Origin of the sequence: Bacillus xiapuensis (assembly GCF_002797355.1) — a bacterium.
GTDB lineage: Bacteria > Bacillota > Bacilli > Bacillales > Domibacillaceae > Bacillus_CE > Bacillus_CE xiapuensis.
This window is the reverse complement of the sequence record NZ_KZ454940.1, coordinates 535,264-549,594: the sequence shown is the minus strand read 5'-3', so window position 1 is coordinate 549,594 and position 14,331 is coordinate 535,264. Positions and strand designations below refer to the sequence as shown.

Annotated in this window: 7 protein-coding genes, 21 tRNA genes, 3 rRNA genes and 1 pseudogene; 30 read left to right on the top strand and 2 right to left on the bottom strand. The window is 49.3% G+C overall.

Annotated elements, in window-relative coordinates; translation table 11 throughout:
• Nucleotides 1-85 precede the first annotated feature (85 nt).
• The 24 genes from CEF20_RS14360 (at nucleotide 86) to CEF20_RS14245 (ending at nucleotide 7,242) form a co-directional block, all read left to right on the top strand.
• Nucleotides 86-1,640: ribosomal RNA gene (locus tag CEF20_RS14360) — 16S ribosomal RNA — on the top strand.
• Nucleotides 1,641-1,806: 166 nt separating this feature from the next.
• Nucleotides 1,807-4,740: ribosomal RNA gene (locus CEF20_RS14355) — 23S ribosomal RNA — on the top strand.
• Between the two features lie 379 nt (nucleotides 4,741-5,119).
• Nucleotides 5,120-5,235 (top strand): 5S ribosomal RNA (gene rrf / locus CEF20_RS14350).
• The 16S, 23S and 5S rRNA genes sit together here with 21 tRNA genes alongside, the layout of an rRNA operon.
• A gap of 54 nt (nucleotides 5,236-5,289) precedes the next feature.
• A tRNA-Val gene (locus CEF20_RS14345) sits at nucleotides 5,290-5,365 on the top strand.
• Nucleotides 5,366-5,372: 7 nt separating this feature from the next.
• A tRNA-Thr gene (locus CEF20_RS14340) sits at nucleotides 5,373-5,448 on the top strand.
• Nucleotides 5,449-5,472: 24 nt separating this feature from the next.
• Nucleotides 5,473-5,545: transfer RNA gene (locus tag CEF20_RS14335), tRNA-Lys, on the top strand.
• Nucleotides 5,546-5,551: 6 nt separating this feature from the next.
• A tRNA-Leu gene (locus tag CEF20_RS14330) sits at nucleotides 5,552-5,633 on the top strand.
• Nucleotides 5,634-5,643: 10 nt separating this feature from the next.
• Nucleotides 5,644-5,718 (top strand) — tRNA-Gly (locus tag CEF20_RS14325).
• A 7-nt stretch (nucleotides 5,719-5,725) separates the two neighbouring features.
• A tRNA-Leu gene (locus tag CEF20_RS14320) sits at nucleotides 5,726-5,814 on the top strand.
• A gap of 14 nt (nucleotides 5,815-5,828) precedes the next feature.
• A tRNA-Arg gene (locus tag CEF20_RS14315) sits at nucleotides 5,829-5,905 on the top strand.
• A 19-nt stretch (nucleotides 5,906-5,924) separates the two neighbouring features.
• A tRNA-Pro gene (locus CEF20_RS14310) sits at nucleotides 5,925-5,998 on the top strand.
• 15 nt (nucleotides 5,999-6,013) lie between these two features.
• Nucleotides 6,014-6,086: transfer RNA gene (locus tag CEF20_RS14305), tRNA-Ala, on the top strand.
• 19 nt (nucleotides 6,087-6,105) lie between these two features.
• Nucleotides 6,106-6,179: transfer RNA gene (locus tag CEF20_RS14300), tRNA-Met, on the top strand.
• Between the two features lie 36 nt (nucleotides 6,180-6,215).
• A tRNA-Ser gene (locus tag CEF20_RS14295) sits at nucleotides 6,216-6,308 on the top strand.
• Nucleotides 6,309-6,325: 17 nt separating this feature from the next.
• Nucleotides 6,326-6,399: transfer RNA gene (locus tag CEF20_RS14290), tRNA-Met, on the top strand.
• A gap of 5 nt (nucleotides 6,400-6,404) precedes the next feature.
• A tRNA-Asp gene (locus tag CEF20_RS14285) sits at nucleotides 6,405-6,481 on the top strand.
• 27 nt (nucleotides 6,482-6,508) lie between these two features.
• Nucleotides 6,509-6,584: transfer RNA gene (locus CEF20_RS14280), tRNA-Phe, on the top strand.
• A 39-nt stretch (nucleotides 6,585-6,623) separates the two neighbouring features.
• A tRNA-Tyr gene (locus CEF20_RS14275) sits at nucleotides 6,624-6,707 on the top strand.
• A gap of 8 nt (nucleotides 6,708-6,715) precedes the next feature.
• Nucleotides 6,716-6,789: transfer RNA gene (locus tag CEF20_RS14270), tRNA-Trp, on the top strand.
• Between the two features lie 25 nt (nucleotides 6,790-6,814).
• A tRNA-His gene (locus CEF20_RS14265) sits at nucleotides 6,815-6,890 on the top strand.
• Nucleotides 6,891-6,896: 6 nt separating this feature from the next.
• Nucleotides 6,897-6,968 (top strand) — tRNA-Gln (locus tag CEF20_RS14260).
• A 35-nt stretch (nucleotides 6,969-7,003) separates the two neighbouring features.
• Nucleotides 7,004-7,077, top strand: a tRNA-Gly gene (locus CEF20_RS14255).
• 13 nt (nucleotides 7,078-7,090) lie between these two features.
• Nucleotides 7,091-7,164 (top strand) — tRNA-Ile (locus CEF20_RS14250).
• 6 nt (nucleotides 7,165-7,170) lie between these two features.
• A tRNA-Asn gene (locus tag CEF20_RS14245) sits at nucleotides 7,171-7,242 on the top strand.
• Nucleotides 7,243-7,513: 271 nt separating this feature from the next.
• Here the strand turns inward: CEF20_RS14245 and CEF20_RS14240 are convergent.
• Nucleotides 7,514-8,272: an AAA family ATPase gene (locus CEF20_RS14240; protein WP_100332559.1), complete on the bottom strand. Its 759-nt coding sequence runs from the start codon at nucleotides 8,270-8,272 to the stop codon at nucleotides 7,514-7,516.
• Nucleotides 8,273-8,480: 208 nt separating this feature from the next.
• Here CEF20_RS14240 and CEF20_RS14235 point away from each other — a divergent pair, with 208 nt between their 5' ends.
• The gene (locus CEF20_RS14235; RefSeq protein WP_100332893.1) at nucleotides 8,481-9,290 is read left to right on the top strand and encodes a ZIP family metal transporter; all 810 of its coding nucleotides are present in this window, start codon (nucleotides 8,481-8,483) and stop codon (nucleotides 9,288-9,290) included.
• 55 nt (nucleotides 9,291-9,345) lie between these two features.
• Here the strand turns inward: CEF20_RS14235 and CEF20_RS14230 are convergent, their stop codons facing one another.
• Nucleotides 9,346-10,362: an NADP-dependent oxidoreductase gene (locus CEF20_RS14230; RefSeq protein ID WP_408607819.1), complete on the bottom strand. Its 1,017-nt coding sequence runs from the start codon at nucleotides 10,360-10,362 to the stop codon at nucleotides 9,346-9,348.
• 315 nt (nucleotides 10,363-10,677) lie between these two features.
• On the opposite strand from CEF20_RS14230, the pseudogene CEF20_RS14225 reads away from it, so the two are divergent.
• The 5 genes and pseudogenes from CEF20_RS14225 (at nucleotide 10,678) to CEF20_RS14205 (ending at nucleotide 14,299) form a co-directional block, all read left to right on the top strand.
• Nucleotides 10,678-11,666: pseudogene (locus CEF20_RS14225) on the top strand (IS1595 family transposase).
• 85 nt (nucleotides 11,667-11,751) lie between these two features.
• Nucleotides 11,752-11,925: a Fe3+ hydroxamate ABC transporter substrate-binding protein gene (locus tag CEF20_RS14220; protein ID WP_100332558.1), complete on the top strand. Its 174-nt coding sequence runs from the start codon at nucleotides 11,752-11,754 to the stop codon at nucleotides 11,923-11,925.
• 248 nt (nucleotides 11,926-12,173) lie between these two features.
• Nucleotides 12,174-12,668, top strand: a complete 495-nt coding sequence (locus CEF20_RS14215; RefSeq protein ID WP_100332557.1) for a hypothetical protein — start codon at nucleotides 12,174-12,176, stop codon at nucleotides 12,666-12,668.
• Nucleotides 12,669-12,769: 101 nt separating this feature from the next.
• Nucleotides 12,770-13,282, top strand: coding sequence for an FAD-dependent oxidoreductase (locus CEF20_RS14210; protein WP_100332556.1), 513 nt, complete (start codon nucleotides 12,770-12,772; stop codon nucleotides 13,280-13,282).
• Nucleotides 13,283-14,299 (top strand): class I SAM-dependent methyltransferase, encoded by a 1,017-nt coding sequence (locus CEF20_RS14205; RefSeq protein ID WP_100332555.1) that lies wholly within the window; start codon nucleotides 13,283-13,285, stop codon nucleotides 14,297-14,299. It abuts the gene before it with no gap.
• Nucleotides 14,300-14,331: the final 32 nt, after the last annotated feature.

The window sequence follows — 14,331 nt, the reverse complement described above, 5'->3', positions numbered from 1 at the left end:
CGCGAACGAAAATTGATCCTTGAAAACTGAACAAAATAAACGTCAACGTTAATTCAATTTATTATTATGAGCTAAGCAAACAATCTTATCGGAGAGTTTGATCCTGGCTCAGGACGAACGCTGGCGGCGTGCCTAATACATGCAAGTCGAGCGGACTTAGCGGGAGCTTGCTCCTGCTTAAGTCAGCGGCGGACGGGTGAGTAACACGTGGGTAACCTGCCTGTAAGACGGGGATAACTCCGGGAAACCGGGGCTAATACCGGATAAGTTCTTTCTTCGCATGAAGGAAGATTGAAAGGCGGCTTCGGCTGTCGCTTACAGATGGACCCGCGGCGCATTAGCTAGTTGGTGAGGTAACGGCTCACCAAGGCGACGATGCGTAGCCGACCTGAGAGGGTGATCGGCCACACTGGGACTGAGACACGGCCCAGACTCCTACGGGAGGCAGCAGTAGGGAATCTTCCGCAATGGACGAAAGTCTGACGGAGCAACGCCGCGTGAGTGAAGAAGGTTTTCGGATCGTAAAGCTCTGTTGTCAGGGAAGAACAAGTGTCGGAGTAACTGCCGGCACCTTGACGGTACCTGACCAGAAAGCCACGGCTAACTACGTGCCAGCAGCCGCGGTAATACGTAGGTGGCAAGCGTTGTCCGGAATTATTGGGCGTAAAGCGCGCGCAGGCGGTCTTTTAAGTCTGATGTGAAAGCCCACGGCTCAACCGTGGAGGGTCATTGGAAACTGGAAGACTTGAGTGCAGAAGAGAAGAGCGGAATTCCACGTGTAGCGGTGAAATGCGTAGAGATGTGGAGGAACACCAGTGGCGAAGGCGGCTCTTTGGTCTGTAACTGACGCTGAGGCGCGAAAGCGTGGGGAGCGAACAGGATTAGATACCCTGGTAGTCCACGCCGTAAACGATGAGTGCTAAGTGTTGGAGGGTTTCCGCCCTTCAGTGCTGCAGCTAACGCATTAAGCACTCCGCCTGGGGAGTACGGCCGCAAGGCTGAAACTCAAAGGAATTGACGGGGGCCCGCACAAGCGGTGGAGCATGTGGTTTAATTCGAAGCAACGCGAAGAACCTTACCAGGTCTTGACATCCTCTGACCGCTCTGGAGACAGAGCTTTCCCCTTCGGGGGACAGAGTGACAGGTGGTGCATGGTTGTCGTCAGCTCGTGTCGTGAGATGTTGGGTTAAGTCCCGCAACGAGCGCAACCCTTGATCTTAGTTGCCAGCATTCAGTTGGGCACTCTAAGGTGACTGCCGGTGACAAACCGGAGGAAGGTGGGGATGACGTCAAATCATCATGCCCCTTATGACCTGGGCTACACACGTGCTACAATGGATGGTACAAAGGGCTGCAAGACCGCGAGGTTTAGCCAATCCCATAAAACCATTCTCAGTTCGGATTGCAGGCTGCAACTCGCCTGCATGAAGCCGGAATCGCTAGTAATCGCGGATCAGCATGCCGCGGTGAATACGTTCCCGGGCCTTGTACACACCGCCCGTCACACCACGAGAGTTTGCAACACCCGAAGTCGGTGGGGTAACCCTTACGGGAGCCAGCCGCCTAAGGTGGGGCAGATGATTGGGGTGAAGTCGTAACAAGGTAGCCGTATCGGAAGGTGCGGCTGGATCACCTCCTTTCTAAGGATAACGGAAAGTAAGAACGCTGTTCTTACTCCAACGAAACGTGACGTTTTATTTTGTTCAGTTTTGAAGGATGAATGCCTTCAAAAGATCAACATTGTTCTTTGAAAACTGGATAATATCGTATAAAGTAACCAAGCAATACCGAGTAATCGCCATTTTAGGTTAAGTTAGAAAGGGCGCACGGTGGATGCCTTGGCACTAGGAGCCGATGAAGGACGGGACTAACACCGATATGCTTCGGGGAGCTGTAAGTAAGCTTTGATCCGGAGATTTCCGAATGGGGAAACCCGCTGTTCGTAATGGAACAGCATCCCTGTCTGAATCCATAGGACAGGAGAAGGCACACCCGGGGAACTGAAACATCTCAGTACCTGGAGGAAGAGAAAGCAAACGCGATTCCCTGAGTAGCGGCGAGCGAAACGGGAACAGCCCAAACCAGAAGGCTTGCCTTCTGGGGTTGTAGGACACTCTATATGGAGTTACAAAAGAGCGGCATAAGCGAAGCGGTCTGGAAAGGCCCATCAGAGAAGGTAACAATCCTGTAGCTGAAATGCCTCTCTCTCCTGAGTGGATCCTGAGTACGGCGGAACACGTGAAATTCCGTCGGAATCCGGGAGGACCATCTCCCAAGGCTAAATACTCCCTAGTGACCGATAGTGAACCAGTACCGTGAGGGAAAGGTGAAAAGCACCCCGGAAGGGGAGTGAAAGAGATCCTGAAACCGTGTGCCTACAAGTAGTCAGAGCCCATTTATGGGTGATGGCGTGCCTTTTGTAGAATGAACCGGCGAGTTGCGATTTCATGCGAGGTTAAGCCGAGAAGGCGGAGCCGCAGCGAAAGCGAGTCTGAACAGGGCGAATGAGTATGAGGTCGCAGACCCGAAACCAGGTGATCTACCCATGTCCAGGGTGAAGGTAAGGTAACACTTACTGGAGGCCCGAACCCACGCACGTTGAAAAGTGCGGGGATGAGGTGTGGGTAGCGGTGAAATTCCAATCGAACCTGGAGATAGCTGGTTCTCTCCGAAATAGCTTTAGGGCTAGCCTCAAGGGAAGAGTCTTGGAGGTAGAGCACTGTTTGGACTAGGGGCCCCCATCGGGTTACCGAATTCAGACAAACTCCGAATGCCAAAGACTTATCCTTGGGAGTCAGACTGCGAGTGATAAGATCCGCAGTCAAGAGGGAAACAGCCCAGACCGCCAGCTAAGGTCCCCAAGTATACGTTAAGTGGAAAAGGATGTGGAGTTGCTTAGACAACCAGGATGTTGGCTTAGAAGCAGCCACCATTTAAAGAGTGCGTAATAGCTCACTGGTCGAGTGACTCTGCGCCGAAAATGTACCGGGGCTAAACGTATCACCGAAGCTGCGGATGGACACCAACCGGTGTCCGTGGTAGGAGAGCGTTCTAAGGGCGGAGAAGCCAGACCGGAAGGACTGGTGGAGCGCTTAGAAGTGAGAATGCCGGTATGAGTAGCGAAAGAAGGGTGAGAATCCCTTCCACCGAATGCCTAAGGTTTCCTGAGGAAGGCTCGTCCTCTCAGGGTTAGTCGGGACCTAAGCCGAGGCCGACAGGCGTAGGCGATGGAGAACAGGTTGATATTCCTGTACCACCTCTTTACCATTTGAGCAATGGGGGGACGCAGGAGGATAGGGCAAGCGCGCGGCTGGATATGCGCGTCCAAGCAGTTAGGCCGGTGACGAGGCAAATCCCGTCACCATACAGGCGGAGCTGTGACGGCGAGGGAAATAAAGTACCGAAGTTCCTGATTCCACACTGCCAAGAAAAGCCTCTAGCGAGGTAACAGGTGCCCGTACCGCAAACCGACACAGGTAGGCGAGGAGAGAATCCTAAGGTGAGCGAGTGAACTCTCGTTAAGGAACTCGGCAAAATGACCCCGTAACTTCGGGAGAAGGGGTGCTCTTTGAGGTGAATAGCCTCGAGGAGCCGCAGTGAATAGGCCCAGGCGACTGTTTAGCAAAAACACAGGTCTCTGCGAAGCCGTAAGGCGAAGTATAGGGGCTGACGCCTGCCCGGTGCTGGAAGGTTAAGGGGAGCGCTTAGCATTAGCGAAGGTGTGAACTGAAGCCCCAGTAAACGGCGGCCGTAACTATAACGGTCCTAAGGTAGCGAAATTCCTTGTCGGGTAAGTTCCGACCCGCACGAAAGGCGTAACGATCTGGGCACTGTCTCAACGAGAGACTCGGTGAAATTATAGTACCTGTGAAGATGCAGGTTACCCGCGACAGGACGGAAAGACCCCGTGGAGCTTTACTGCAGCCTGATATTGAATTTCGGCACAGCTTGTACAGGATAGGTAGGAGCCTTTGAAACCGGAGCGCCAGCTTCGGTGGAGGCGCTGGTGGGATACTACCCTGGCTGTGTTGAACTTCTAACCCGCACCCCTGATCGGGGTGGGAGACAGTGTCAGGCGGGCAGTTTGACTGGGGCGGTCGCCTCCTAAAAGGTAACGGAGGCGCCCAAAGGTTCCCTCAGAATGGTTGGAAATCATTCGCAGAGTGTAAAGGCACAAGGGAGCTTGACTGCGAGACCTACAAGTCGAGCAGGGACGAAAGTCGGGCTTAGTGATCCGGTGGTTCCGCATGGAAGGGCCATCGCTCAACGGATAAAAGCTACCCCGGGGATAACAGGCTTATCTCCCCCAAGAGTCCACATCGACGGGGAGGTTTGGCACCTCGATGTCGGCTCATCGCATCCTGGGGCTGTAGTCGGTCCCAAGGGTTGGGCTGTTCGCCCATTAAAGCGGTACGCGAGCTGGGTTCAGAACGTCGTGAGACAGTTCGGTCCCTATCCGTCGCGGGCGCAGGAAATTTGAGAGGAGCTGTCCTTAGTACGAGAGGACCGGGATGGACGCACCGCTGGTGTACCAGTTGTCTTGCCAAAGGCATCGCTGGGTAGCTATGTGCGGACGGGATAAGTGCTGAAAGCATCTAAGCATGAAGCCCCCCTCAAGATGAGATTTCCCATAGCGCAAGCTAGTAAGATCCCTGAAAGATGATCAGGTAGATAGGTTCGAGGTGGAAGCGTGGCGACACGTGGAGCTGACGAATACTAATCGATCGAGGACTTAACCAAAGAAAAGCGAAAGCGGCCGATCAGACTCGGCAGGCATAAGACGGACCGCCAAAGTGGCGTTCTTGGCCACACAGGCGTGACGGCTTATGACCGAGAGACTGGCCGCTGCAGCTGGACAACGAAAAGCGGAAGGGCCTCGTTCAGCCCCGACCGGCACAAGACAGAACGCATAGAAAGGTGTTCTTTACCTTTCTGGGCGGGCTGACTTGTGACCCGAGGGGCTAGGCCCTGCAGCTGGACACAACGAAAAAACGAAAAGCAGAAGGGTCTTCTTCAGTCCCTTCTGCTGGACAGCACAAACAAACAATGGCACGGCATTGCCGGTTACTGAAACGTATTATCTAGTTTTGAGAGAACAATTCTTTCAAACTTTATACAGTCTGGTGGCGATAGCGAAGAGGTCACACCCGTTCCCATCCCGAACACGGAAGTTAAGCTCTTCAGCGCCGATGGTAGTTGGGGGTTTCCTCCTGCGAGAGTAGGACGCTGCCAGGCAATACCCCTCAATAAGGGGTTTTTATTTTGGTGAATATTTTCATCATACATATTGGAGGATTAGCTCAGCTGGGAGAGCATCTGCCTTACAAGCAGAGGGTCGGCGGTTCGATCCCGTCATCCTCCACCATATAAATGCCGGTGTAGCTCAACTGGTAGAGCAACTGACTTGTAATCAGTAGGTTGGGGGTTCAAGTCCTCTTGCCGGCACCATCTTCACCATGTTCTTTTTAGTACGAGCGATTAGCTCAGTTGGTAGAGCATCTGACTTTTAATCGGAGGGTCGAAGGTTCGAGTCCTTCATGGCTCACATGTTGCGGGTGTGGCGGAACTGGCCGACGCACCAGACTTAGGATCTGGCGCCGCAAGGCGTGGGGGTTCGACTCCCTTCACCCGCATTTTCATTAAGCGGAAGTAGTTCAGTGGTAGAGCACCACCTTGCCAAGGTGGGGGTCGCGGGTTCGGGTGCCGTCTTCCGCTCCAGCCTTATGCCGGGGTGGCGGAACTGGCAGACGCACAGGACTTAAAATCCTGCGGTAGGTGCCTACCGTACCGGTTCGATTCCGGTCCTCGGCACCAAGAGAATGCTGCATGCGCCCGTAGCTCAATTGGATAGAGCGTTTGACTACGGATCAAAAGGTTAGGGGTTCGACTCCTCTCGGGCGCGCCATTAGGATGCAATATGCTTCCGGGAAGTAGCTCAGCTTGGTAGAGCACTTGGTTTGGGACCAAGGGGTCGTAGGTTCGAATCCTGTCTTCCCGATCAATATGGCGACATGGGGCCTTAGCTCAGCTGGGAGAGCGCCTGCTTTGCACGCAGGAGGTCAGCGGTTCGATCCCGCTAGGCTCCACTTTACATTCTATAAGTGTGGCGGTGTAGCTCAGCTGGCTAGAGCGTACGGTTCATACCCGTGAGGTCGGGGGTTCGATCCCCTCCACCGCCATAAACCATACATGCTTGAAGCATTATTTCTACATTTGGAGGAATACCCAAGTCTGGCTGAAGGGATCGGTCTTGAAAACCGACAGGCGGGTCAAACCGCGCGGGGGTTCGAATCCCCCTTCCTCCTCCATTTCATTCTTATATCGCCGCGGGGTGGAGCAGTCTGGTAGCTCGTCGGGCTCATAACCCGAAGGTCGCAGGTTCAAATCCTGCTCCCGCAATCGCTGGTCCGGTAGTTCAGTTGGTTAGAATGCCTGCCTGTCACGCAGGAGGTCGCGGGTTCGAGTCCCGTCCGGACCGCCATTTTATTTTTGAAGTGCATCTTGATGAGGCTCAGTAGCTCAGTCGGTAGAGCAATGGACTGAAAATCCATGTGTCGGCGGTTCGATTCCGTCCTGAGCCACCATATTTAGGGGAAACTGGCTTCCTTTCTTTACTGTAAGATGGAGGGGTAGCGAAGCGGCCAAACGCGGCGGACTGTAAATCCGCTCCTTCGGGTTCGGCAGTTCGAATCTGCCCCCCTCCACCAGTTTTGATAGGGGCATAGTTTAACGGTAGAACAGAGGTCTCCAAAACCTCCAGTGTGGGTTCGATTCCTACTGCCCCTGCCAAAAAAATAACGATTATGTCATGATGGCGGTCGTGGCGAAGTGGTTAACGCATCGGATTGTGGCTCCGACACTCGGGGGTTCGATTCCCCTCGATCGCCCCATATTATTGGGCTATAGCCAAGCGGTAAGGCAACGGACTTTGACTCCGTCATGCGCTGGTTCGAATCCAGCTAGCCCAGTTATCCTTTAAGCAGACGCTGATCCGTCTGTGCCTGCGGGTGTAGTTTAATGGTAAAACCTCAGCCTTCCAAGCTGATGTCGTGGGTTCGATTCCCATCACCCGCTCCATTTTAATCATAATGGGCCTGTAGCTCAGCTGGTTAGAGCGCACGCCTGATAAGCGTGAGGTCGATGGTTCAAGTCCATTCAGGCCCACTTTGATCCGCAGTAGCTCAGTGGTAGAGCAATCGGCTGTTAACCGATCGGTCGCAAGTTCGAATCTTGCCTGCGGAGTTACAATACAACCCATGCTCTTTTGATTCACGAAGAGTCTTTCGTTTTAAAGGAAGGGGCTGTTCTGAATGTCAGTTTACACTGATTTTCTGAACAGTCCCTTTACTTTTATCCCGCATGTAAGATTTCTGCTTTAAGAATAAAGCAGGCATGATGTCGGCAACAAAGGCTCTGTTCTTCTTTTCGACAGCTGGAACGGAAAGAAATCAGCCCTTGTGTGCGGGCTTCCACTGTAAAAGCTTTTTCGGCTTTGGACCGTCCCCCTTTTTCTTTAATCATCCGCATTCAATAAATGATGCAGCAGCCTGTCTTTATCATCGAAAAATTGCTTCATAATCTTGTAGTGCCCGGTTTCCTCCAGCTGTCTCTCTTGAATCCCTTTTCCTGTGATCTCTAGTATTTGAGCTTTAGGGTAAGCCATCAGCAAAGGGGAATGGGTGGCGATGATGAACTGTGAGCGGGCTTCTGCTAGATCATGGATTCTTGCCAGCAATGATAGCTGGCGAAGCGGTGATAAGGCTGCTTCCGGCTCATCGAGAATATATAAGCCGCTGCCGCGAAAGCGATAATTGAAAGCCGCAAAAAACGCTTCTCCATGGGACTGTTGGTGAAGGGACGTTCCCCCAAAAGAATCGATGACTTTGCCGGCTGCGCCTTCCCTGTCCATTTCTTCAATTTGGGTCGCCACATTGTAAAAGGACTCTGCGCGTAAAAAAAAGCCATCCTGCGGTTTCTTGATCCCTTTCACCAGTCGAACATATTTTTCTAAAGGTGAATGAGAATCATAAGTGGAGAAGTTGAAGTTGCTGGTGCCTCCTTCAGGGTTAAATCCTGAAGCGATTGCGATGGCTTCTAGTAAGGTGGATTTCCCCATCCCGTTTTCACCAATGATATAGGTCACCTTCGGATGAAACAGAAGGCTGTCTGTTTGCAGAAACGGCAGCCGAAAGGGATAGCTTTGGCAATCTGGGAATTCCTCTTTTAAAAATATAAGCTCGCGTATAAAGCAGTCGTTTGTTAAGGGATTCATATGGGCCTCCAAATATTTTGCGATATAGGCAGTGTAACAAAAATAGACTGGGTATAGGTACTGAATGAGCTGATTATTAATAGAATAAATAGGCTTTGATTTCCAAGCCGATCATTGGCATTGACAATAAAAGTTGTGTTGATGCAAACTATGGGTAGTAAGCAGTGAAGGCAAATTCGCTTTGAAGAAAGGAACGGTTGCTATGTTTATGGATTGGTTCAATGAGTTAAACCCGGCATATCAAGCTTTTTTAGGCGGGTTGATGACATGGGGACTGACGGCTCTTGGGGCGTCCGTTGTCTTCTTCTTTCGCCGCATTCACCAGAACACGATGAATACGATGCTGGGGTTTGCGGCTGGTGTTATGATTGCCGCTTCCTTCTGGTCGCTATTAGCTCCGGCTATTGACTTCAGTGAGCAAAACGGCCAACTTCCTTGGCTGGCTCCAGCGATTGGTTTTTTAGCAGGCGGGCTATTTATACGGCTGCTGGATTTTGTCGTTCCTCATCTGGACATGGGCGTTTCTGAGGACCAAGCAGAGGGGCCAAAAACGGGATTAAATAAATCGATGCTATTATTTTTAGCGATCACTTTGCATAATATTCCTGAGGGGCTGGCGATTGGTGTGGCTTTTGGGGCGGCGTCCATCGGTCTTTCCGATGCTTCCGTTGCAGGAGCCATTGGGCTGGCGATTGGCATTGGCATTCAAAATATGCCGGAGGGAGCGGCGCTGGCTGTTCCACTGCGGGGAGAGGGGATGTCTCGGGTAAAAGCCTTCCACTACGGACAGCTGTCGGCGATTGTCGAACCTATTGCAGCGCTAGTGGGGGCGGCGGCTGTATTGACCGTTCAGCCTGTGCTCCCTTATGCGTTGGCGTTTGCTGCCGGGGCGATGATCTTTGTCGTGGTTGAACAGTTGATTCCGCAATCGCAATCCTCAGGAAGTACGGACCTTGCCACTTTAGGCGTTATGGGCGGCTTTACCGTTATGATGATTCTTGATGTGGCTCTCGGTTAAAAAATGCGGCTCCGCTTTTTAGGCGGAGCCGTTTAAACGTGTTCAAGTATAGGGGCTATTCCTTTTCTTGCCCCGGTTTGGCAACTCGCACAAGCTGCTTGCCGATGTTTGTGCCTCTGAACAAGCCGAATAGGGCATCCGGGATCTGTTCAAATCCTTCGATAATGGTTTCTTCATAAGTCAGCTTGTCTTCATTTAACCATTTAGTTAAGAACTGCAGCCCTTCCGGAAAACGGTCGCGATAATCGTGAACGGCAAAGCCTTTCATAATAGCGCTGGATGCCAGGAGATGCTTCTGATGGCGCGGACCTTGATCATGGGGCTTGTTGTATGAAGAGATCGCTCCGCATTGGACGACTCTCGCGAATTTATTCAGAAGCGGATATACCGCATCCGAGATCTCTCCGCCGACATTGTCAAAATAGACATCCACACCTTCCGGACAGGCTGCTTGGAGCGCTTGAGAGAAATCTGCCTCATGATAATTGATCGCTTCAGCGGCGCCGAGCTTTTGAATCAGTTCCACCTTATCCTCACGTCCGGCGATGCCGACGACTCTTGCACCGGCAATCGTTGCAATTTGAACGGCTGTTGAACCGACGGCTCCGCCTGCGCCGGAGATCACGACGGTTTCCCCTTCTTGCGGCTTTCCGATATCCATCAGTCCAAAATACGCCGTCAGTCCGGTCAAGCCTAATACGTGAAGTGCGGTTGTGGCCGGTGCAAGCGAGGCATCAATTCTTCTCAAAGAGCCGGGATCTGCTGCCGAATATTCCCTCCATAATAGGTTGCCAGTAACGATATCTCCCGCGTTCAGTTTAGGAGAGCGAGATTCCAGCACTTCCGCAATGGCGCCGCCTTCCAGCGGCTGGTTAAGCTCAAAGGGGGTCATGGGCGAGGCCTCCTCGTTCATCCGGCAGCGCATATAAGGATCTACAGACACATACAGCAGGCGGAGCAGCACCTCGCCTTCATCCGGTACGGGCATGTCTGTCTCGGTAATGGTTAAGTGATCGCTAGCCGGCTCTTTTCTCGGTCTTTTCACCAGCAAAATTTCTCGATTGTTCGCCAAGAATATCCCTCCTTGAATGGTGACTTTTATTCACCATACCCTTCCATTCGCAAAGGAAACAATTGCTCGCATACACCTCGCCTCTTCTAACACCCCATTCAAGTATTCAAATCAAGCATTGGGCCTTTGTTGTTTATTTTGAACAGGGGCTGTCTAGTAAGCCCTTGCCGAGTAACATCCAACATTCATAAACGCTGATTATATGGATTGATTCTTTATTTATTAGGTTCTGTTAAAGGTGATTGTTGATATTTAAAAACAGCCCAAAATGTTTGTATAATCATTGTAAGAACAAACATTTAGGAGGTTAGAAATATGAGTAAAGTGTTCAACAACCTATTAAGACACATAGATAAGTTACCGTATACGCAAAAAGAACAAGTGTATCAATGGGTTAAACACTATGTTCAGCCTTCTTCCTCTGTGAGTGGTCGTTTAATCTGTAAAATGCGAGAAACCTGTTTTAAAGAAGGGGTTGAATGCCCTCATTGTTCATCCGAACATATTGTTAGATTCGGAAAGTATCATGATCGTCAACGCTATCGGTGCAAATGCTGTAATAAAACCTTTACGGACACAACAAATACTGTCTTGTACCGTACTCGAAAAGGAGACGAATGGATTACTTTTATTGATTGTATCTTTAAAGGTTACTCCTTGCGAAAATCTGCTGAAATCGTAGGGTTACACTTTTTTATTGGAGACACAATTTGTTAAATGCTCTGAAACAACTGGATTTTGAGCAATTCGAAGGTGTTGTCGAAGTTGACGAGGCCTATTTCCTATACTCTGGAAAAGATAAGCGTGGAGGAAAATCTAAGTATAGAGGAATTAGTCACGAACAGGTATGCGTTCTTGTTGCCAGAGGCCGCACGAAAGCAACTGTTTCCAAAGTTGCCTGTATGGGGAGAGTTGTGAAAACAAAAGTTGATAATATGATTGGCTCTAAACTTTCCCCTGATAATGTACTTGTAACAGATGCTTGGAGAGCGTATAAAACCTATGCAAAAGAAAAAGGAATTGAACGTTATAGAATTAAATCAAATGATGGTAAGCACGTTATTAAAGGCTTATATCATATCCAAAACGTCAATAGTCTTCATTCAAGAATGAAGCAGTGGATTGACCGTTTTAAGGGTGTGGTTACAAAATATCTTGATAATTACCTTGCTTGGTTTTTGTTCATAGATAGTCGAAGCAATGAAAGTACAAAACACAATATAAAAGAGTTTCTATTAACATCATTTGTATTTGAGACGATAGAAACTTATGATAGTTTGCATCTCTCAAAATTCACCATATAGTGTTTGGCATTCAACATTTAAAGGAACTTTTATGAAACTTATTCGTAATAAGAATATAAGCAAAATTTAATTAGGGGTGATATTAATGTTTGGGGAAGAGCCTAAGTGTACTAAATGTGGTAAAGAAATCAAAGGTGACGAGGTTGTTTTTATAAAAATGCGTTATCCAAAGCGTAAAGGGATGACTGAAATAAAAGCGTATTTAAAAAATGAAGGAAGTTTCATATGTGAAGATTGCTTCCATCAAAAATCAAACTAATTTGATAGAATTATACCTATGTAAAGTAGGAAGGGAAACTCATAGAAAACAGAGTTTCCCATTTTTTTAGATTAAAAAACAATATTAAACATTAACAGAACCATTTATTAAAATAGGGGTTCCGCGCAAAAAAACGAAATCAAGTGAAAACGATTTAGTACAGATGTGACCTTGTTATTTACAGCCAAAGCGGTGATGAACCTTTTTTATTTATTATTTTCTTTTAAAGGAAAAAGGCCATACAACTTATGTGTGCGAAAGCGGGCGGAGAACGGCTAAAGGAGATGCCCCTTCGCTATTATTCTTCAGCCCCCCTATATTTACGCTTTAATGGTTCCTCACGAAAGGCTGAAAGAAATCATTTTGCAAGCGGCAAAGCGATTGCCTTATTTTCATTATTTGCGCCCGGCGTCGTTTGCCGGATTTCAAGAGGAGGAGAACACAGTAAAAAAGACGAGACCGCCATTCTTCATAGTAAGCAGAACCGGAGTGCAGGTGGTTTCCGCCATGTTTTTATCGGGGCGGAAAGCATCTCTTCGCCGTTTTGGGAAGAATTGGATATTCTACTGAAGCAGAATAAGTACAATCATTATTCCTTAACCGTCAGCTTTCCGCGGCCACAAACTTTGACAGAAGCTAAGATGATCGTACAAGGGCATTATTTCTTAGGTTTGTTTCCTTTGCCGGAGTACCGGGTGAGAACCGTGCTGCTGATCAAGCCGGAAGAATATAAAGCGAGATGAAGAGAAAAGGCATACAATCCTTTCACGATGTATATAATCAATTATTTCCAGAAATCGGGGACTATGTGCAATCGATTGACTCTTGAAAGAATATTCAGCTGATGATCCCGATTCGCCATAACGCAGAATTCTATGTAAGCGGAAATTGCGTGCTGCTGGGCGATGCCGCTCACAGTGTGCATCCGATGGCAGGAGAAGGAATGAATTTAGCCATCCAGGATGCGGAATCACTCGGAGATTTGCTCAGCTGGATTTATGAGCAAGGGCATTGGGAGCCGGAGCACCTGAAGTGGTACGAACAGGTGAGAAAGCCGCGGGCGGAGCATCTGTCTAAGCTGAGCCATCAGCTGGCAACGGCCTATTCTTATTGGCAGCTGCCATTTGGGAAAGCCAGAGCGCATATATTGAAAAGAATAGAACAAATTCAGCGGCTGCATTTTAAACAGATGCTCAATATTTCGGGTCTTGGCATGTGGAAGGATACGCTCACGGACCGTCTCGTTCAAACTGGCGCACTCTCCGGCCGTTTCTTGCCGGAAGTGACGCGTCAAGACAGCTATTTTTTTGATGACGAGGAAGAACGGCCTTGGAGATATATGCGGGGAGGTGATTAGATGCTGAAAGGATACAGGAGGCTGTGGGAGGCGCGCACATGGATGAAGAAAAACGAGTCTTTTTTGCCGACTTGGCATGCGTATGTGGGATATGAGCTCGACTTGTTTACACAGCTCTCCACATGGCAAGATCCGCAAGCCATCATTCGAAAATATGGGTATGATGCGAAGTTAATGAATTGCTGGGTGGATGCCGGGCTGGTGCTCGGTCATTTAAAAGGCAGGGGAACAAGAGTGAAGGCTTCTGCGCGGATGCTCAAATACTTTTCCCGGCAAAGTGACCAAAACATCGGTGAGCTGCTGAAGGAAATGTTGGAGCTGCACATGCCGGTGTTGATGCATTATCCGCGCATGATTCAAACGAAGAAGAAAGAAGTGTTCTGCAGCGATAAATTTAGCCATACAGTAGCGGCGACCTCCTCCCTTATCGAACAAAAATCCCTATCTCACATAGCAGATGAAGTCAGAGCCCAGCGGCCGAAATGGGTGTTGGATATAGGATGCGGCACGGGCGGTTATTTAATGCAGCTTGCCAAGAAAGTGCATAAAAGCAGGTACATTGGGATCGACATTAGCCGCAAGCTCATTGAAAAAGCCCGCCAAAATGCGAAAAAGAGGCATCTGGATAAACGGGTGAAATTTTACTATGCTGACATTGAACAATGGCAAGCACCTCAAGATTTCTTTCAAGTCATCATGATGAATAATCTTCTGCATTATTATCCCCTTCACCAAAGGGAAGGACTGTTTCGCAATATTGCCCGCTATCTCAGTCCTGAAGGCGTACTGATCGTGATAACCCCTTTATACTTAGAAAAGGGCGGGCAGTGCTTTTCGGCAGCCTTTAACTCCTTTACGAGCGCCCATGAGAACTTGTATGCACTTCCTAAGCGAGAGCAGCTTGTGACGGATGCCGCGCGAGCCGGATTGAAGCTGGCTTTCTTCAAAACCGTGATCAAAGAAGGAAGCTGGTATTATCTGAGCTTCATAAAAAACAAGCTTCCTATTAGTGAATAGTATGAGAACAGAAGAATAGACTTATACTGCAA

What these genes read in the sequence shown, in the direction of transcription:
- CEF20_RS14210 (WP_100332556.1), top strand. Translation starts at nt 12,770, where the DNA reads ATGATCCCGATTCGCCATAACGCAGAATTCTATGTAAGCGGAAATTGC.
- CEF20_RS14220 (WP_100332558.1), top strand. Translation starts at nt 11,752, where the DNA reads ATGTTTGGGGAAGAGCCTAAGTGTACTAAATGTGGTAAAGAAATCAAA.
- CEF20_RS14215 (WP_100332557.1), top strand. Translation starts at nt 12,174, where the DNA reads ATGTGTGCGAAAGCGGGCGGAGAACGGCTAAAGGAGATGCCCCTTCGC.
- CEF20_RS14235 (WP_100332893.1), top strand. Translation starts at nt 8,481, where the DNA reads ATGGATTGGTTCAATGAGTTAAACCCGGCATATCAAGCTTTTTTAGGC.
- CEF20_RS14240 (WP_100332559.1), bottom strand. Translation starts at nt 8,272, where the DNA reads ATGAATCCCTTAACAAACGACTGCTTTATACGCGAGCTTATATTTTTA.
- CEF20_RS14205 (WP_100332555.1), top strand. Translation starts at nt 13,283, where the DNA reads ATGCTGAAAGGATACAGGAGGCTGTGGGAGGCGCGCACATGGATGAAG.